Source organism: Vibrio sp. SCSIO 43155 (assembly GCF_023716605.1).
Taxonomy (GTDB): domain Bacteria; phylum Pseudomonadota; class Gammaproteobacteria; order Enterobacterales; family Vibrionaceae; genus Vibrio; species Vibrio harveyi.
In genome coordinates, this window is record NZ_CP071853.1 from 856,658 (window position 1) to 875,612 (window position 18,955).

Here is an 18,955-nt window from a genome sequence, read left to right on the forward strand (position 1 = left end):
TTATTTGTATCAGGTAAAAGATATGGTGAATGACGTAGAATTTAAATTTGAAGTGCCTGGATGTGGGCATGAATTTCGAGTAGAAAGTTTTCAAGTGAATGAAGAGCTTTCGAAACCTTTTCACATCAGTCTCTCATTACTTTCACTTGATCCAGATATCTCTTTTGATGCGTTAATACGAAAAGCGGGCACATTAACCCTTTATGGACAAGGTGTTGGTGCTGCACGTGTATTTAACGGTGTCGTGAATGAAGTTCGCTATTTGGGGACTGGGCGCCGTTTCTCTCGATACCAATTGGTTTTGGTGCCGCAAGCTTGGTTTTTATCTCAGCGTCAAGATTGTCGAATTTTCCAGCAGAAGTCTGCGCAAGATATTATTACTGAAGTGCTGGATGATGGGGCTGTCACCGATTATCGCTTCGAGCTTTCAGGCATATATCCTCCCAAAGAATACGTTCTTCAATATCGTGAATCGGACTTGCATTTCGTTCAGCGCATGATGGCTGAGCACGGTATGTGGTACTACTTCGACCATACTGATGCAAATCACACCATGGTAATAGTGGATAGTAATGATGCGATTGCACCTTTGGTGAGTTCGCCAATCAATGCTTCTTACATTGGACCGATTGTTTATCATGCTGATGGTGGTGGCGTTGCCGATCGTGAGCACATCTCCGATCTAGAGTTAGTTAACCGGGTGCGAACGGGTCAGGTTACGTACACGGATTATAACTATGAGCAACCAAAGATCCCGCAAGAGATGACGCATGCGGGCGATCTTGACCAAGACTTGAAGCAGTTTGATTACCCTGGTCGTTACGTGGACCCTGCGATGGGGCAGGTAAGAACGACGGAATGGATGTCTGAACATATTGTTGATAATCAACAGGTTGAAGCGAGCAGTGATGTGATGCGTTTAGCATCTGGTTACAGCTTTAATGTCAGTGAACATCCTCGCGCTGAAATCAACCGTGACTACCTCATGTTATCTGTCATGCACACAGGGCAAGATCCACAGGTGCATGAAGACGAAACGAGTGGTATGCCAACCACTTACTACAACCAGTTCTCTTGTATTCCACGCGATGTGGTATTTAGAGCGCCTAAATTGGCTGCACCTGTTGTTGATGGTCCACAAACCGCTGTTGTGGTTGGTCCTGCTGGTGAGGAGATCTACACCGATAAACTCGGACGAATTAAAGTTCAGTTCCATTGGGATCGCTATGGTGATAACGATGAGCACTCAAGCTGTTGGATTCGTGTAAGTCAATCGATGGCAGCGCCAACTTGGGGGGCTGTGTATTTGCCGCGTATTGGTCATGAAGTGGTCGTCACGTTCCTTGAGGGTGACCCAGATCGTCCGTTAGTGACTGGGGCTGTGTACAACGGTCTGCATTTCCCTCCTTATGCGCTACCTGAGAACAAAACGCGTACTACGTTCCGTACCCAAACACACAAGGGGACAGGCTACAACGAGCTGAGTTTTGAAGACGAAGCAAACCAAGAAGAAGTCTACATTCATGCTCAAAAAGATATGTCGACTAAAGTACTCAACAACCGTTACCGCGATATCGGTCAGGATGAGTTCTTAAAGGTAGCGCGTCATCAAACCAACGAAGTGCATGGTGACCACAAAGAAACCATTGATGGTCATAAGACTACGCAAGTAAACAGCACATTTACCGAGACTGTAGAGCAAGATGTAACCGTCACTTACAACGCCAACGAAACTCAGTATGTAAAGAATAACTCTGATTTAGAAATTGGCGATAACCGCACGACTAAGATCGGTAAAAACGACGATTTGGATGTGGGTGAAAACAGTAACCTGACGGTAGGGGCGTCTAAGAGTTCGGACATCGGTGCCGATGACAATCAAACCGTAGGCGGCAATTTAACGGTATCGGTCAAAGGTAACACATCATACAAAGCCGACGGTGCGACGCAAATCATCAGTGGTGACAAGATTGTGTTGAAAACAGGCGGCTCTTCATTAGTGATGAACAGTGATGGCTCAATCAAGCTGTCTGGCTCTTCAATCACCATTGAGGGCAGCGATAAAGTCGTCGTGAAGGGTGGTAACGTAGCGATTAACTAATGATGGAAAAACAACCACTTACTACAGAAACTATCACGAAACAGCAAGCCGATACTCCGGCTTGCTTTTCGCGCTTTGGAACCATAGTCGCCATCAACGAATCCACAGGCAGTGTTCGAGTTGATTTTGATGGAAATCCATTTAACCAACCACTTACCGCAAGGTTAGGGCGTGGCTTTCGTCGTTCTGAGTTACAAATGGCCATCGATAACCAGTTAAGTTGTCGAATTGAATTCCTGAACGAAGACTTAAGCTTGCCATTCGTGACGGACATATTCTTTTCCATTTTGGATGATTCTGACGAATTTGTATTAAGAGCCAAAAAGATGGTGATTGAGACAGAACAGGAGCTGATCGTCAAAAGCGGAGAGACAGAAACTCGCTATAGCGGGCGCGATGGTCGTATCACCACAAAGGCTAAGTACGTCACCTCTCAAGCAGAAAAAGCACAAAAAATTCAAGGTGGAACGATAGCAATTAACTGAGCACAACGAGCTGATTGTTAATAACTAACTAACCATTACTAACTAATTGCTACTAGTTGACTGCTATCGCGTTCTCGTACGCTAACAATGGATAAGTAGATGCGACAAAGAATCGGTGTCGAGCACCTAAAGGCACCTATAACCAATCAAGACGTTGAAGGTGCGTTGGCGAAAGCCGAACGTGCAGTGAGCGACCTTTCCCAACTGCCAGCAACATGGCTGACCTTTTGCAACGAAAAGCTTTCTATCGCCTCAGAGAGCCTCGGATTCTTAATTAGGCAAAGAGTCCAAATTCATAAACGTGGTTATCCAAGTCGTGAATTGGAGTATCTCAAGCTCATTGAGCGCCAAATTGCTGAGCTCAAGCAGGTTTACTTATCGTTTTATCGATTAGCACCGGGGTTGATTCATCAATTAAGAAACCAAGAGCCAGAAATCTATACCTGGATCATGCTTCAAGGAGAGTTAGGCTCAGAGCTTGATAACCTTTTGTGTGGTCTGAGTTTACTCGAAGAGCTAGACAGGCATACCGCTATGGTGATTGTTACGCAATCGCCAGTAGAGCATATCGATAGTGTGATGTCTGAACTTATCGAAGGTAAAGTGAAAGCCAGCGCGTATTATTTTGAGTGCCTACGTGTCCGCCAAGCATTGAGTGTTGCGTTGATTAAACGTTGGCACAAAGCGGAAATCATCCTTTCCAATATCGCTTTGCCATTACTGGCGTTGCAGGATGTGGAAGAGGGTATTGAATGGATCAACGACAATGCTAATGGCGAACAGTATCTGTTTGAACGTTTGATTACTAAACGCGACCGAGGCACTTGGTTCCGTCAGTATTTTGGTACTGAACGGAGTCAGTTGCCTTCTGATCAAATACTCACTTTTGCAAAATTATTGGAGCTTAGAGAGTTTGAAGTGTTTGATATTTCTTCTTCGTTAGCTCCTGTCGATTTTGCACTGAGTGGGGATCACAGGCTAGTACCTAGAATCATCGAACACTTGCAAAGTTTAGAAGAAGATGAAGGCGAAGTTTGGATTCAAGCATTGTATGTGGTCTACGGAAAACGTCTTCCCCTGACTCCGCAAGACATTGGTGTTGAGCATGAGTGGGGAGAGATTATCGATTTGCTTAACGAGTGGGTGGAAGATGAAAAGTATGTCCAAAACCTACCCAGTCGTATGGGTTATGCATTGAGCTTCGAATCTACTTTAGCGGCGATGCAAGATGCCAATGTTGATGTCATGTTCCGCGATTGGCTATGGCGTCAAATCTGTATTCAATCAAGAGCTTATGTGCCATGGGATATGGCTATGCCGATCCATCAGCAAGACTGGAACTTTAACAATTTAAAAGCCGCACCTTCGGCGATCGAACGATTCAACTTAAGGAATAGCAATGCAGTTATGGGATATTGAAGCCAACCCAGAGCTATCACTTAAAGGGCGTTTTCAACGTGATGAAAACGGCGATGAAGTGTGGGTTGTTGTCGCTAAACGTACTTGGCAATTCGATGGTGTGGTTTGGCACGAATTAGGTGAAAGTGAAATCTTCGATGATCCCCAATATTTGGGCGAAGAAGGCTTCTCTGCGATGAAAGTTGACCACGAGTTTGCGTATACCAAAGACAACACAGATGTACTTGTTTACGGCAAAGCGCGCAGCTACGCGAAAAAGCCAGTGACATACCAAGAGTGCCGAGTTCTGATTGATGGTCATATCGATAAAACTCTCGCTATCCACGGAGAGCGCGTGTGGGTTGAACACGGGGGGAGTATCACACTCAGTAAACCGACGCCCTTTATAGAAAGAGATATTGATTACACCTGCGCGATCGGTGGTGACTTACGTAACCGAATTGGCGGTGGTGTCGCTGATTCCAATCAAGCGTTACTTGAGCAGAAAGTGCCCTCGGTTTTCTACCCGAGAGAAGAGTGGAGTGCTACTTCAAAAAATCTGCGAGTGGCGGGCTTTGGACCTATTCCCCCATTTTTTGAGTCTCGCCAAAAACTGGCTGGCACGTTTGATGAAGATTGGATTGAAAATCGCAAACCAATGCTACCGCTGGACTTCGATAGGCGCTTTTTTCAAAGCGCGCCCACCGACCAACAATGCAAAGGTTTTCTTCATGGAGGCGAGCGTTTAATGATGAGCGGCTTTTGTCATGATGACACGCTTTCATTTCGCATTCCTAAAGAGAAGTATCGTGCAACCGCCACTTTCAAAGACGGCAGCTACCAGGTCGATATGGCGATGTATACCTTGTTCGTTGATACTGAAAAGCAAGCCGTATCAATCACTTATACAGCCGCGTTTCCCTGTCAAGGCAAAGAACATTTGTTGGTCTCTACGTCTATCACCCTATTAGAAGAGGTAAGCGAGCATGCCTAATTCAACCGGTCGTTACGTGTTAGGCATGGAAGTCATGACGCCTACAGGAATGAACCTGGACGTTGCTACTAGCGTGGCTAAGACGGACTTAGCTAGGTTTGATCAAATGGTCGGTAAAGACGGTATTGAACGATTTACGTTTGCCACAATCGAATACACGAAAGAGAGCGAATTATTTGGAAAAACCTGTGAGCTAACGGCTCACTTACTGGATTCCCTTTTGGTCCAACTACCTCGGTCCTTGAAGCCGATTCCGTTACTTATTTCTGTGCCAACGACAATTTCATTAGCGAAAATACAAGAGTGGCTCGGTGAAAGTGACTATTCTGACTTTCTTTCTGTGGTTGAAGCCGTGCATACAAGCGGTCCTAGCTTCGTGCTACAGGCAATGAAGTCTATGGATAAATACGACGCCATGATGTGCATTAGCGTGGACTCTACGGTGAGTTCGATGCAAGAGCTTATTGACGATGCGATGGTAATGAGTACGAATAACCCATGGGGTGTTATTCCGAGTGAGGGGGGAGCGGGGTTAATTCTTTGCAGAAGAAATACTTTAGAAACATTGAAACTTAAGCCTCAAGCACAGCTTGGTTATATCGACACAGAATTGAATACCGCAGACCGAAGAGGCATGTTTAGACTTGTGCAGCGAGTGAGTAAAAAACTTGATTCGTTTGGTGAAGTTTATTCAGACATGACAAACCTGCGCGCGCATACGGAAGATTATGGTTTTGCTCTAGGTGCTAAAGCAGAACGCTTTATTGATCCAGAACAACCTAATCTTATCAATGAGTTATGGGGGACGATGGGCAGTTGTTCGTCACTTGCGCTTATCGCGTTTACGGTTAAAAATCATCACTTTAACCAACCGGCATCGTTATTAATGTTTGATTTTAATGGCGACAAAGGGATGCTTCAATTATTGGCATGCTAGTGTGATTCTTAAAGTAATATCCTTGAAGTCTTTTCAAGAACCTTTACTCGATAAAAACAACATAATTGATGTAGTGAAAGCGTAAGTTAATGAGTCTAATAACTTAGTAATTATCACTAAAGTAATAGGTTTACCGTTCGTTTTAAATACCAGCCTTGAAACAAGGATGTTTCAGCAAATATTATTTCGGCCTAATAATATTTGTTCGATAAAAGAGTGCAAAGTGTCAGATAAGCAGGGAGCAGCCAAAGGTTATATTGATCAATTGGTTGTTAAAGCCATTGAGAAAAAGAAACAGAACGAGCAAAGATTGGCGCAAAAAAATAAGCCAAAGCTTGAGTATGTACTTTTTTCACAATTTGATGTGCTAGACACACTGTTATCGAAAAATGGTAGGACGACCGTCTATCATCTCGCCAAAAAGGGTCAACCAGAAAAACAAATCTGCTGTAAAGTCGTCAATGAAGACGCCCCAGATATTGCCAATAAAATGTTGGTCAATGAAGCAAGCAGATTAGAGCTCTCTCAGCACCCAAGCGTCGCTGATTTTATTAAGATCGGTAACGAATTCGAACGCCCATATTTAATGTACGAGTGGATTCAAGGTGAATCACTGGCAGAGAAGATGGAACGCCATTCCTCTAAAGGTTTTCGCCACGACCACATTGCTTGGTTAGTGTATCAACTTGCGGGTGCGCTGGAGTTTATGCACACCCGAGGTATTTGCCATCTTGATATTAAGCCGTCAAATGTTCTTGTTAGTGAGGGCGACTACGTTAAGTTGATCGACTTTGGTGCCGCGCGCTACATCGGTGAAACCGAGTCTCATGCTGAAGCGAGTTTGAGTTATGCGTCCCCCCTTTATCTCGAGACAGGTACGACAGAACCACAAGACGATGTTTATTCGCTCGCGCTATTAACTGGTCATCTATTTATTGGTTCGATCTTTGGTGATGCTTGGCACAAACAGTTAAAAGATCGCAAACGTCCGGCATTAATTCCAAACCATATTTGGAAACTGCTTAAGCAGGTGATTAATAACCCAAGAGGACACGGCTACACGGCAATTTCCTTTGCCCAGCAACTTGCACGTATTGACACTCAATCTATTGATTCACAATCGAATGCACCTATTTTTAGCAGTTTGCGCAATGCCGATTTATTACTGACACACTGTAAACCACAAGATAAAGCGAGTTACGGTCGCTTTAAAGTGCTAGAAGCGAGTTTGGTATTGAGTGTGGTGGCAGTAACGGGTCACTACTTGTACCAGCAGAATCAGCCAGAGTGGAAAACGATCGTTAAGTCGCAGCCTATCTCGCAAACGGAAACACCACTGGTGAGCACCATCAAACCAGCGCAAACGGCTTCTTTTTTGGCTCAACCCCCTTGGGCGATTGAAACTGCACTTAACGATATGGAAAAAGACGTGATTTCGACTGCGCCTTATCGTGAAGCTTACCAAGTACAACAAATGAAACTGTCTAAGTTGTACAAAAAGAATCAGGCTCAATTGACGTCTTATCAAGCTTTGGCGGATGAGTTACCAAAAACGCTGGTGGATTTACGCAAAGAGCTGGTCACGCTGCGAGAAAAACTCGTTGATGATGGAGCATTATTCCCATACGCAGACAAAACCTTGACCAAAGTGATGGCTGGTTTGAATGTTGCTTCGATAGATTCAATGAAGATCTCTGCTGTTGCAGGAAGTAAAGACGAACAGATTGCGAACTTAATCCTCGATGGCGAAGCAAAGCTTGCAGACGAAGAAATGAAAGCTGCTTGGTTATTAAATCAATCTGAAGCTTATTTCTATAGCCAAGTCTTGCCAAATAAAGTGATGGAAAATATCAATGCGTCTATCGATTCACACGCAAAAGATCACTTCTATACCAAAGCCATTGAAGAGGCTAAAGCCGCTAAAGCTTACTTTGGTAATACGCCAGAGCTCAACAAAAAGGTGACGGATCTCATTGTTGCTCGAAGCGAGTTCATTTTGTTTAGTACCGTCACTGAGCAATCCGTATTTGATAAACAAAAGCTGCACGATTCACTATCCGACCTTGAGCGAAATGCCCCAAAGAAATTTGGCGAAATTACCGACCTGCTTGAGAGCATGGCTAGAGACTCCATTGATAAAAGTCATCAACTTTCTCGTCCTGCGCGTGGTGCAATCGCGGTTGAACGCGCTCTGAGAGACTACTTAGCAGAGGGGAGAAGTTAATGTCAGTCATTGAAATTGAACGCTTGCTCGCTCCCATCTCTGATTCCGCACCTGTAGGTGAGGATGCTCGCTACGAATTTTGCTATGAAATGATGGAATCCGAAGTAAAGAAATTCGGCTCATTGTTTGGTGAAACGGTAGATTGGAGCGTCGTAAAAACACATGCCACTGAAGTTCTAGAGCATCACAGCAAAGATTTAAAAGCAATTTGTTACCTCGTTCGCGCTCTAACAGAAGAGTTTGGACTGCAAGGCTTTGAACAAGGTCTGAAGCTGCTTAGTGAGGCGTTAAATCGTTTTGGTGTTGAACTGTATCCGTCGCGAAAGCGAGGTAGAGATGGCGCAGTGGAGTGGCTGAACCATCAATTTAAGTTGGTGAGCAGCAAGTTGGCTGAAAGCCCTCAGTCTTGGGAATTAGTTTCAAGTTGTATTTCAACCATCGAAGATGTACAGCGTCAGTACGACGACGTTTATCAAGACTCGGAAGCGGACTTCTTCGAGATTCGTACGCAGTTAAATGTGTTGTCTCAACAAGTTGCTGTCGACAATCAGAGCGACGATGCAACAGCAGCTATAGAACAAGCGACACCAGCAGCACAGCCTGCCAAAGCCGAAGTGTTAGAAACGCCAGCGCAGAGTGATGTGCAAACTACGGCATCTAACACGGTTTTGCAGACTTCTAAACCTGCACCAGTTAAGAAAGCCGTCACAAAAGAAGTCGATATCGATACGGACTTCTCGTCGCCAACCGCTTCGAAACGCACCTTGAAGAAAGTCGCGGAAGTGATGCTTCATGCCAACCCAAGTGATCCTCTGGCTTACCGAATTTATCGTCATCTAACGTGGGATGACATTGACGGTCTGCCTGATCATCAAAACAATCAAACGCCTTTGAGTTTGGCGGTATCGTCCGATCAACAAACGGAATACCGAGATAAAGCCAATCAAGAATGCGATATCGACACCATCAAACGCTTGGAGCGCACATTAACTGATGCGCCGTTTTGGCTGACGGGTCACTACTTGGTGTCTTTGATGCTCAATAACTTGGGTTTTGATGACGCAGCAATTGCTGTGAAACAGGAAGTGAAGCGTTTTGTTGATTCGCTAGAGGGCATCGAGTACCTCACATTTAAGAATTCTTTGCCATTTGCAGATGAAGCTACCTTGAGCTGGTTATCGACTCAAGATGCAACTTCTTCGTCTTCTCAACCCGTTGTTCAAACGGTTGTGATTTCTGAAGAAGATTCGCTGCCGATGGAGGATATCACTCTAGAAAATCTAGGGGAATATGCCGCTGAACTTGCCCGCAAACTTGAGCTGGATAGCTCGGGACGTGGACAGTTCATGCTGTATTTACAATTGATAGCAGCTTACCAGTCTGTTGGATTATACCCGTTGTGTCTGCCTTATCTTGAGAAGGGTTGGGAAGTACAAAAAGCGTTTAATCTCGCGAGCTGGGAACCCCACTTATCGTCACAGTTAGAAGTCCTGATTCGAAAAACACTCCATCAGTTATTCAGAAGTAAGGACCTTTTGCCTGAGAAGTATGAAGAGTGGAAAGCAATTTATGACTAATTAAAGAGTTAAATAAGGAACTAATTATGTCACGTGACGGCTCGGTGGCTCCTAAAGAGCGAATTAATATCCGTTATGTTCCAGCAACTGGTGATACGCAAGATGACGTAGAGCTGCCGCTGAGCATGATGGTTGTTGGTGATTTTACTGCACGTGCAGATGAGACGCCAATCGAAGAACGTACTCCAATCAATATCGATAAAGACAACTTTAACGAAGTGCTAGAAGGCATGTCTCCAAACGTTAAAGTTAACGTTGAAAACCGTCTTTCTGATGAAGAAGGTGGTCAAATCGGCGTTGATTTGACGTTCCAAAACATGAAGGACTTCTCTCCTGAAGCGATCGCGAAAAGCGTACCTGAGCTAAACAGCCTGCTTGAGCTTCGCGAGGCCTTAGTTGCACTTAAAGGTCCTCTAGGTAACGTTCCAGCGTTCCGTAAGAAGATCGCATCGGTTCTTCAAGATGAAGAAGCGAGAAAGAAACTGTTGGATGAACTAAGCATTGGCGATGACCAAGAAGCGAAAGAAGAGTAAGGGATACCATGTCTGCAGAAGCACAAGCGCCAGAACAAGAAGCAGCCTTAGTTGAATCAGGCTCACTTCTGGATAGCATTCTTAACGAAACTCGTTTAAAGCCAAGTGATGAAGGTTTTGACGTTGCGAAACGCGGCGTAGAAGCATTCATCAGTGAGCTACTAAGCAGCTCGAACACAGAGAAAGTAGATCAATCTTTAGTTGATTTGATGATCTCTGAAATCGACCAAAAATTGTCTAAGCAGGTTGATGCGATTCTTCACAGCGAAGAAGTTCAAGCGATTGAATCAACGTGGCGTGGTCTTAAGTACCTTGTTGACCACACCGACTTCCGTGAGAACATTCAAATTGAACTGATCTCAGCGAAGAAAGATGAAGTTCTTGATGACTTCGAAGACGCACCAGAAGTGGTGAAGTCTGGTCTTTACAAACAAATCTACACGCGTGAATACGGTCAATTCGGTGGTAAACCTGTTGGTGCGGTAATCTGTGACTACGACATGTCAGCGTCGTCGCCAGACATCAAACTGATGGAATACATGGCGAACGTAGGTGCAATGTCTCATGCTCCATTTATCACGTCAGCATCGGCTAAATTCTTCGGTTTAGACAGCTACGAAGAATTACCAAACCTAAAAGATCTTAAATCTGTATTCGAAGGGCCACAGTACGCGAAATGGCGTGGTCTGCGTGAGCACGAAGATGCGCGTTATCTAGGTCTATGTACGTCTCGCTTCATGCTACGTACGCCTTACTCTGTAGAAGATAACCCAATTAAGGCGTTTGACTACGATGAGCAAGTGACAGATAGCCACGACAACTACCTATGGGGTAACTCAGCGTACGCAATGGCGTCTAAGATCAGTGAATCTTTTGCTAAGTACCGTTGGTGTCCTAACATCATTGGTCCTCAAAGTGGTGGTGCAGTTCAAGACCTACCGGTTTACAACTTTGAAGCAATGGGTCAAATCGAAACTAAGATCCCAACCGAGATCCTTGTTTCTGACCGTCGTGAGTATGAGCTAGCAGAAGAGGGCTTTATTGCGCTAACCATGCGTAAAGGTTCTGATAATGCAGCATTCTTCTCTGCAAACTCAGTTCAAAAACCAAAAGTGTTTGCGAACACGCCAGAAGGCAAACAAGCAGAGATGAACTACAAGCTGGGAACTCAGCTTCCTTACATGTTCATCATCAACCGTCTAGCACACTACATCAAAGTGCTACAACGCGAGCAAATCGGTTCTTGGAAAGAGCGTTCTGACCTAGAAATCGAACTGAACAAATGGATTCGTCAATACGTTTCTGACCAGGAGAACCCGCCAGCGGAAGTTCGTGGTCGTCGTCCACTGCGTGCTGCTAAGGTTGAAGTATCAGACGTAGAAGGGGACCCTGGCTGGTATAAAGTATCAATGTCTGTGCGCCCTCACTTTAAGTACATGGGCGCAAGCTTCGACTTGTCTCTAGTTGGTAAACTAGACCAATAGCCCTTTGCTTAAACCAACAAGCAGCCAGTGAAGACTGGCTGCTTTTTTCGTAGGACCGAACATGGAAAAAGGTTATCGTCTTTTAGAGCGGATCGAGCTAGGTGAACCAAAGAATTGCTACGAGAAAGTGATGTCTCACAAGCATTTGATCGAGTCCATTCATTCTCATCTTGCTGATTTGCTGAACACGCATTCTGGTAACGCGATGATAGACAGTGATTATGGGCTGCCAGATTTTAACGACGTGCTTTCCAACAATACGAACCTCGTTCGTCATATTCAAAAGAACATCACATCAACCATAGAACGCTTTGAGCCGAGGCTTCTGAATGTCGAGGTTCATTACCGTGAAGATCACCATAACCCACTACAACTCGGTTTTGGTATTCACGGCGAAGTTTCCCATAACGGCGGTAAAGTCCCAATGTCGATCGATGTCTACATGGGAACCGACGGTCAATTTAACGTTTAGTAGGTGCCACTTGAGTAACAGTAAATACTTTCAAGATGAACTCACGTATTTGCGCGAGTCGGGGAGTGAGTTTGCCAAATATCACCCGAAGTTAACTCACTTTCTCTCTGAAGGAACCTTCGATCCAGATGTCGAGCGACTGCTTGAAGGTTTTGCTTTTCTGACCGGGCGTATTCGAGAAAAGATAGACGATGAGCTACCAGAGTTAACACAATCGTTAATGACGTTGCTTTGGCCCCACTACATGCGCTCGATTCCGTCTTTGTGTATCAGTGAACTCAAACCACATACGGGCAGTGTTACTGAGAAAACCCTAGTAAAACGTGGCGCAGAGATGGCAAGCGAACAGGTGGAAGGTACTCAGTGCCTTTTCCGCACTTGTTACGATGTAAATCTATACCCAATCACGATTGCCAACATTGAACAAACCAACAGTCGCACCAGTTCGGCGATTGATGTCACGGTGTCAACCGAGCATGGACTTGAATTGTCTCGCATCGGTTTGGATACGTTGCGCCTACACCTGCATGGTGAGATTCATATCACTCGCACGGTGTTTTTATGGTTATTCCGTTATTTGGAATACGTTGAACTGGATGTCGGTGGCGGCTACAAACATCGTCTTGGTCCAGAATACGTTAAGCCAGTAGGGCATGAAGAAGATGAGGCGCTGCTGCCTTATAGTAAAAACTCATTTGCGGGTTATCGTTTGCTGCAAGAGTTCTTTTCTTTGCCAGATAAATTTATGTTCTTTGATATAAAAGGACTCGAGTGGCTAAAAGGCATCCCACAGCGTAGTACGGTGAAAATCAAATTCCACTTTAAGCGCGCATTGCCATCAGAAGTCGTGCTTAAAGATAAACATTTAAGGCTGCATTGCACACCCGCCGTAAACTTGTTCCAAAAGGATGGGGATCCAATTCGTTTAGAGCACCGCCGGAATGAATACAAAGTTCGCCCGCAGAGCAGCACCCAAGAACACTATGAAGTGTATTCGATTGAGCAAGTAGAGAGCTGGAGTAAAGATGAGCGCCGTCGCAAACCGCTTATCGAATTCGAGTCTTTTGAGCACCAAATCAACCAACGTGATAAACGAGAGTTCTACAAATCGAAGGTAGGCGAGCGAGTAAGCGGAAGGGGTTTAGAGCGCTATATCTCGTTCCATACTCACAATGGTGACATTGCGGATTTAGGTACCGAAACAGTATTGATGAAACTGCAATGCAGTAACGCGGACCTAGCCGAACGTCTGTCGGTAGGTGACATCACTTATGCAACCCATAAATCACCAACGTATGCGACGTTTAGAAACATCACAAAACCGACCCAATCGGTCAGCCCTCAGGTAAACGGCGAGCTTCAATGGCAGCTGATCGCCAATATGTCGCTCAACTATTTGTCTTTAGCGAATATCGATGTGTTGAAAGTTCTGCTCTCTACTTACGACTTTCATTCTCGTGTAGACAGGCAAGCACATCGCGCGTCGATTCATCGACTTGATGGCATTATTTCTTCAGAGATGAAACCAATCGACCGTGTGTTCAGAGGCGTTTCAGTACGTGGTAATCAATTTAAGTTGGTTACTAACTCTCAATTCTTCGTAAACGAAGGCGATATGTTTCTCATGGCAACGGTACTGAACGAGTTCATTCGTCTGTATTCGAGTGTGAACTCTTTTACCGAGCTGGAAGTGTTTGATGAAGCAACCGGGGAAGTTTACAACTGGGCAAGCCTCATTGGGCAGCAGACGATTCTATGATTAATACACTTTCTGATAAGTCGAATGAGTTTAGCTTCTACCAAGCGGTGTTGCTGCTTGAGAAGCATTACCAGCTTGAACCAAATTCTAACTTTATCGCAGTCGGTGAGAGCAAATACTTTCATCAAGAACGTATCGAGTTCAGTGTGTCGTCAAACCTTTGCTTTCCAAAGAGCGATATGGAATTTATCACCCATATGGAAAGAAACGGGCAGCAGTATTCACGCGTAGAAACGAACTTTCTTGGATTGCATGGTTCTAGCTCACCACTGCCAGCTTCTTATACTGAGAAACTTGCAGGGCGAGACCCAGATGACAATCCGGTAAAAGACTTTTTTGATTTCTTCCATAATCGCTATACCAGTTTGCTGTATCGCGTATGGAAGAAATACCGTTACCATGTACAGTATCAAAGTGGTGCGAACGACGCTTTTTCCGGGCGTATACTGCATTTGGCTGGTCTATCCGGCGTAATGCAAGATTGCGACGTCGCTGAGTTAGATCGAGCGAAAATTCTCTCTTACGTGAACCAACTGTCCACACGCACACGTTCTCCTAAGTTGATTTCAGGTATAGTTTCACACTACTTTTCGTTACCTAGTGTCCGTATCGAAGAGTGGGTATATAGACGTGTTGAAATTGCTGAGAGTCAGCGAAACAAACTAAACCGTTCCAATTGTGTGTTGGGTCAAAGCTTACATTTAGGGCAAAGCATTGCAGACTTAAACGGTAAGTTTAATTTGTGCATCGACAACATTGATTTTGAAACTTTTAAGCAGTTTTCTTACGATGGTGAGTTACATAAAACCTTAGTAGGTTTGATGCGTTTTATTTTGCGTGACCCGATGTCTTGGGATCTTAAGTTAACGGTTAACCTCGATACTATCCCTGAAAACCAACTGGGGAATGGGGAAGGGAACCAGCTAGGGCAAACATTTTGGCTTGGTAATCCGGGTGACAAAGACGCTAAGATTCGCCTGATTGGCAGCATCTAATGCTTAGCATATGATGGGGAAAACGCCAGTTACAATAAAGCCGCGAGTTGTTCGCGGCTTTTTCGTCTGTATAGAAGATTTGGCGGGAACCAAAAACTTATCGGCTGATTGGTTGATGAAGAACAACCGTCGTGTCGAGCTTCTGAATACCGCTAAAAGATTCAATCTCATTACATAGATGGTGAATAGACTGAAGGTCTGGTGCTTCTATAAGCGCGATAATATCGAAGCTACCACCTACAACGCTTGTCAGTCGTACCTCTGGAATTTCTTTAAGGGCATTTGTTACGTCGTTTTTTTTGCCCTTTTCGCAAGAAATCAGCAGGTAGCTGGCAGCTTTGCGACCTTCATTTTCAACGCGGATTTGTGCAGTGTAGCCTTTTATAATCCCCGTTTTTTCCAATCTATTAATTCTTTCTGCAACAGCAGTACGAGACAAACCGATATTTCGAGATAGATTCGCAATCGACTCTCGCCCGTTAGATAACAGACTGGAAAGTATTTTACGATCTAACTTGTCTAAGCCTTGTAAAGTCATGTTTGAAATCATGTGTTCTGCCTATTCTGGTTTTTATATTGTTATTAAATCGACTCTGGGAGTGTAAAGTTATACAGCTCAGCTAGAGTGAATGGGTTTTTCTGTGTCAAAGGGGTGATACGAAGGCTCAAATCCCTTCCTGACACTTTTATGTCACTGACGAAGCTACCGTTATGAGTGTTTGTCAGGGTCGAATCACCTAGCAATCTGTATATCGCCCACTGACCACTCTTATTTAGAACGTGTTGTTTGCCTTCGTCTGTCACATCTTGGATCGTGATTCTTATATTGAAGTCACCGTTCTGCGGCGGCCACTCCATTTCACGAATTCGGCTCGGACCATGATAGTAGTTGATATCAGTGTCTGAAATTTTCAGACTGGCTCTGATAGCACTGGAATCAAGGTCTAGTACTTTCGCACTGAACGGGATGTAAACTCGGTTTGTGCTCTTATTGATTAACGTATCGCGGATAACGTTGTAGTTGCGCAATTGCACCAATAGGGCAGGAGAAAGAGGCATGGTTTCGCCATCTACCTGTTTTGGTGTCCACAAGTTAGTATCGTAAAACGGTGCGAAGTTCTTCTGAATAAACGTGTCTAATAAACCACCTGATGCGAACAACAGCTCGAAGTCTTCAATTGAGATCTCTTCTGTCGCGTTCAGATCAAATGGGTATTTACCAAGCCCTAGCTCTTTAAACTTGGTGTAAATCTCGCTGTACCATTGGGTTTGAATGCCTTTTGCTGATTCTTTGATCATCACTGACCAGCTTTGCTGAACGACATCAAGTAACCAACTGCGCACTGGCTCTGGCGATTTCTGAGCAATCTGCTTAAGTTTAATCAATGGATCGGCTTCAGTGCTGTTCATTCGGTGCTGGGCTGCAGCAAGTGCGGCCATTTGCGGGTCTGGCGCATCAGCGATGTCTTTCATATAAGTACGAACACGGCTTAATGCTGCAATCGTTTCATCCCACGGAGTAGGGGAGTTAGGTGTTTCACTGACTTGAAGTTGGTTCAACAGGTGGAAGGCTTGTTCGACACGCTTCATTAACAAGTAGTCAGGCTTCACTACTTCTTCTACTGCTTCTGATGCCGAATCTGCTGCTTCTGCCAGTTTCGGGTTTACTTTGGCAATCAATGCATTCTTCTCGCCGACAGGAGAGAACTGAGTGTTGGCGTAGACTTGCTTTAACACCGTGGTCATCGGCGAAGATGGACCTGAAATTAAGTCGATAGCATTGGTTAGATCACCGACATTGTTGTAATGGTGGACTTTCAGTTCACTCAGTGCATTACGCCAGTAGTTGATGTAGTCATCGGTGTACTTCTTACGGACTTGAGTTTTGAACGCTTCTTGTTCTTGTTTCGTAGGGATCACGTGGTTAGATAAACCAAGAACCCAGTTGTCACTGATCACTTGTTGTGACATCAAATCCACACGAGGGCGATAGAAGGTACTAAAGCCTGTTGAAGTGTAAACCTTATCGATGACCAAGCGGTTATCGTCGAGTGGTTCGTTGAAAACGTTATTGAATTCGAAGCCAACCGCGCGTTGAAGATCGAGCGTACCAAGGTCGATGGCATCTGCTTGGTTCAATATACCAGCATAAACAAGATCTACGTTAGAGTGAGCAAGCAATGAGCGTCGAGTAGCGCGAACAATGTCCATGTTGATGTCGACAGGGGCAAACTGGGTACGGAAATAAGCATCCAAGTAACGCATTGCCTGATTCACAATATCTGGTTTGTCACTCAAATCGTTTAATGTTTGTAGCGTCTGACGACGTAGGAATTGAATATCGCGCTTGGATGGATCATTCAGCATTAAGTAGCCTTTGAGTAAAGGCAGTGTCGCAGTAATGTCGTGCTGATTATGAGTCAGTTCCAGACGGTAGCCTTTCTCAACAACTGGCATGAGCTGTTGTGAGACTTCTTTGAGCAGTGCTTCGTAGGCCAGTCTTGTCGTTTGGTCCAAGCGGCTGATGTTCAAAGGTAGTACTTCTTCATCAAGCGCACGAGAACCTTCTAACCATGCGCTGTATGAAGGTTGAATTGCACGAGTCGCACTCACTAATAGCTGATTAAAGCTTGCTTCTTGTTCTACCTGCCCTTTGTCGTCAATGCCGAGCAGTTGGTTAATCACACGCAAGTTGCTATCTAGTGTTGTGACAAAGAAATAGCCGCCGCCAGCTAATAGAATAATTGATGCCAGCATAGCTAAATGGCTTTGGCGCTGAATCAAGCGCAGATACGTTTTGTTTTCTCCCGCAAAGTCGCTCTCCGGTAAGATCTGAGAATCAATCAAGAAACGAGAGAAGTAAGGGGTTTCTGTAAGTTGTGTGTGCTCAGAAGCAATGATCGGCAAATTGAAGTAATTGCTGCAGCTTTTCGCCAACAAGTTGTACTTACGACCGCCTTGCAAGCTAGAACAGAAGAAGATCTCACGAATATCGAGAGAGTAAACACCACTGTTTGCATCACAAAGGCGTTCAAGTACATAACTAATTTCTGCTTGGCAAAGTTCAAACTGTTTTGGGAAAGCAAGAATGGCTTGTTTTTCGTCGATATCCGCTGAGTTTGCGGATGCGTCTAACGCATTCGTTTCCAGCACTTTCACTAAGTTACGGAATCCGTCACGATAGTACTCAGTGATTACGCCTTTCGCTTCTTTTAAAGGAATGGAAAGAAACTCTACTCGAGTCTTAAGAGAGCTGAAATGAACGTATTCTTTGAAACCATCTAGCTTATCAAGCTTAGACATCATCATGTAAACAGGCAGTGCTGAAGACGTTTTCTCGCTGATAGAGCTTAGTCTCTGCAACAGGGCAGTAATCGTGTAGTCTTTTTGTTCTGATTCTGAAACGATCATGAATTCAAAGTCTGTAAAGAATAGACATCCAGAAAATGGTTTTCTTGGGCGATGACGAATAACTTCATCAACGAATGTATTCCACAGTGATGCGTCGCTACTGGATACCTCTTGAAATACGAGGCGTTGGTCTGGTTTGACATAAACGGCACTGTCAGACTCATACCATTCAAAGAAGTCATTTTTTGCCGTACGAGAACGGTCCATCGGTTTAATCGCACTGGAATTAAACAAAAATTGGCGTCGTCCAGAACCTTTATTACCAATCATTAGATAAATTGGCTTTTTTCCAGCGTTAGAAAGAAGAGGGCGAATCACCATTGAAAGCGCCTCTTCTTCGGTTTCTAAACGTTGTGCTTTTGAGTTGTTCTTTTTCTTAAGCCACAGTGAAAACTGGAATATAAGATAAAAAGCAGCAATGACTCCTAGACCAATCCATAGATAAAGCTTATCTGCATCTTCGAGTAAGAATAAATATACTGCTGCAAATATTACAGCCAAGATTAAAGCCACTATGGTAGAAACCACGATCGGGTTTCTGAGTATTTTTTGTTTGAACATAAGCCTATAACTTCTTTACTTGTA

General features: G+C 44.4%; 14 protein-coding genes. 12 read left to right on the forward strand and 2 right to left on the reverse strand.

All coding sequences use genetic code 11. The annotated features are described in order from the left end of the window. Positions 1 to 22 precede the first annotated feature (22 nt). The 12 genes from J4N44_RS20765 to tssG all read left to right on the forward strand — a co-directional run bounded on the left by J4N44_RS20765 (position 23) and on the right by tssG (position 14,959). A complete protein-coding gene (locus tag J4N44_RS20765; protein WP_009696465.1) occupies positions 23 to 2,101 on the forward strand; it encodes a type VI secretion system Vgr family protein in 2,079 nt (692 codons plus the stop codon). Beyond that, positions 2,101 to 2,586: a hypothetical protein gene (locus J4N44_RS20770; RefSeq protein ID WP_009696466.1), complete on the forward strand. Its 486-nt coding sequence runs from the start codon at positions 2,101 to 2,103 to the stop codon at positions 2,584 to 2,586. Before J4N44_RS20765 ends, J4N44_RS20770 begins: the two co-directional genes overlap by 1 nt. Positions 2,587 to 2,685: 99 nt before the next feature. Continuing rightward, positions 2,686 to 4,005: a hypothetical protein gene (locus tag J4N44_RS20775; protein ID WP_252045700.1), complete on the forward strand. Its 1,320-nt coding sequence runs from the start codon at positions 2,686 to 2,688 to the stop codon at positions 4,003 to 4,005. Then, positions 3,986 to 4,978, forward strand: coding sequence for a DUF2169 family type VI secretion system accessory protein (locus J4N44_RS20780; RefSeq protein ID WP_252045701.1), 993 nt, complete (start codon positions 3,986 to 3,988; stop codon positions 4,976 to 4,978). Before J4N44_RS20775 ends, J4N44_RS20780 begins: the two co-directional genes overlap by 20 nt. Next, complete coding sequence (locus tag J4N44_RS20785) at positions 4,971 to 5,915, forward strand: hypothetical protein (protein ID WP_252045702.1); 945 nt, start codon at positions 4,971 to 4,973, stop codon at positions 5,913 to 5,915. Before J4N44_RS20780 ends, J4N44_RS20785 begins: the two co-directional genes overlap by 8 nt. Positions 5,916 to 6,138: 223 nt before the next feature. After that, the gene (locus tag J4N44_RS20790) at positions 6,139 to 8,139 is read left to right on the forward strand and encodes a serine/threonine protein kinase (protein WP_252045703.1); all 2,001 of its coding nucleotides are present in this window, start codon (positions 6,139 to 6,141) and stop codon (positions 8,137 to 8,139) included. Continuing rightward, on the forward strand, positions 8,139 to 9,716 hold the full coding sequence (tssA, locus tag J4N44_RS20795; protein ID WP_252045704.1) for a type VI secretion system protein TssA: 1,578 nt from the start codon (positions 8,139 to 8,141) through the stop codon (positions 9,714 to 9,716). Before J4N44_RS20790 ends, tssA begins: the two co-directional genes overlap by 1 nt. A 26-nt stretch (positions 9,717 to 9,742) precedes the next feature. Then, positions 9,743 to 10,249 (forward strand): type VI secretion system contractile sheath small subunit, encoded by a 507-nt coding sequence (gene tssB / locus J4N44_RS20800; protein ID WP_005449476.1) that lies wholly within the window; start codon positions 9,743 to 9,745, stop codon positions 10,247 to 10,249. An 8-nt stretch (positions 10,250 to 10,257) separates the two neighbouring features. Beyond that, positions 10,258 to 11,733 (forward strand): type VI secretion system contractile sheath large subunit, encoded by a 1,476-nt coding sequence (gene tssC / locus J4N44_RS20805; protein ID WP_005449474.1) that lies wholly within the window; start codon positions 10,258 to 10,260, stop codon positions 11,731 to 11,733. Between the two features lie 61 nt (positions 11,734 to 11,794). Next, a complete protein-coding gene (gene tssE, locus J4N44_RS20810; protein ID WP_005449472.1) occupies positions 11,795 to 12,205 on the forward strand; it encodes a type VI secretion system baseplate subunit TssE in 411 nt (136 codons plus the stop codon). Positions 12,206 to 12,215: 10 nt separating this feature from the next. After that, positions 12,216 to 13,964 carry a type VI secretion system baseplate subunit TssF gene (gene tssF, locus J4N44_RS20815; RefSeq protein WP_252045705.1) on the forward strand — a complete coding sequence of 583 codons (1,749 nt, stop codon included), beginning with the start codon at positions 12,216 to 12,218 and terminating at the stop codon, positions 13,962 to 13,964. Then, positions 13,961 to 14,959, forward strand: a complete 999-nt coding sequence (gene tssG, locus J4N44_RS20820; protein ID WP_252045706.1) for a type VI secretion system baseplate subunit TssG — start codon at positions 13,961 to 13,963, stop codon at positions 14,957 to 14,959. Before tssF ends, tssG begins: the two co-directional genes overlap by 4 nt. A gap of 97 nt (positions 14,960 to 15,056) precedes the next feature. Here tssG and J4N44_RS20825 read toward each other — a convergent pair whose 3' ends face one another. Together J4N44_RS20825 and tssM are read right to left on the reverse strand one after the other, a co-directional pair. After that, positions 15,057 to 15,509 (reverse strand): Lrp/AsnC family transcriptional regulator, encoded by a 453-nt coding sequence (locus J4N44_RS20825; RefSeq protein ID WP_005449466.1) that lies wholly within the window; start codon positions 15,507 to 15,509, stop codon positions 15,057 to 15,059. A 32-nt stretch (positions 15,510 to 15,541) separates the two neighbouring features. After that, entirely contained in the window at positions 15,542 to 18,931 is a 3,390-nt protein-coding gene (gene tssM, locus J4N44_RS20830) for a type VI secretion system membrane subunit TssM (protein ID WP_069218592.1), read from the reverse strand. Between the last annotated feature and the right edge of the window lie 24 nt (positions 18,932 to 18,955).

Coding starts and splice junctions, on each gene's coding strand:
- J4N44_RS20765 (WP_009696465.1), top strand. CDS start 23: ATGGTGAATGACGTAGAATTTAAATTTGAAGTGCCTGGATGTGGGCAT.
- J4N44_RS20770 (WP_009696466.1), top strand. CDS start 2,101: ATGATGGAAAAACAACCACTTACTACAGAAACTATCACGAAACAGCAA.
- J4N44_RS20775 (WP_252045700.1), top strand. CDS start 2,686: ATGCGACAAAGAATCGGTGTCGAGCACCTAAAGGCACCTATAACCAAT.
- J4N44_RS20780 (WP_252045701.1), top strand. CDS start 3,986: ATGCAGTTATGGGATATTGAAGCCAACCCAGAGCTATCACTTAAAGGG.
- J4N44_RS20785 (WP_252045702.1), top strand. CDS start 4,971: ATGCCTAATTCAACCGGTCGTTACGTGTTAGGCATGGAAGTCATGACG.
- tssA (WP_252045704.1), top strand. CDS start 8,139: ATGTCAGTCATTGAAATTGAACGCTTGCTCGCTCCCATCTCTGATTCC.
- tssB (WP_005449476.1), top strand. CDS start 9,743: ATGTCACGTGACGGCTCGGTGGCTCCTAAAGAGCGAATTAATATCCGT.
- tssC (WP_005449474.1), top strand. CDS start 10,258: ATGTCTGCAGAAGCACAAGCGCCAGAACAAGAAGCAGCCTTAGTTGAA.
- tssE (WP_005449472.1), top strand. CDS start 11,795: ATGGAAAAAGGTTATCGTCTTTTAGAGCGGATCGAGCTAGGTGAACCA.
- tssG (WP_252045706.1), top strand. CDS start 13,961: ATGATTAATACACTTTCTGATAAGTCGAATGAGTTTAGCTTCTACCAA.
- J4N44_RS20825 (WP_005449466.1), bottom strand. CDS start 15,509: ATGATTTCAAACATGACTTTACAAGGCTTAGACAAGTTAGATCGTAAA.
- tssM (WP_069218592.1), bottom strand. CDS start 18,931: ATGTTCAAACAAAAAATACTCAGAAACCCGATCGTGGTTTCTACCATA.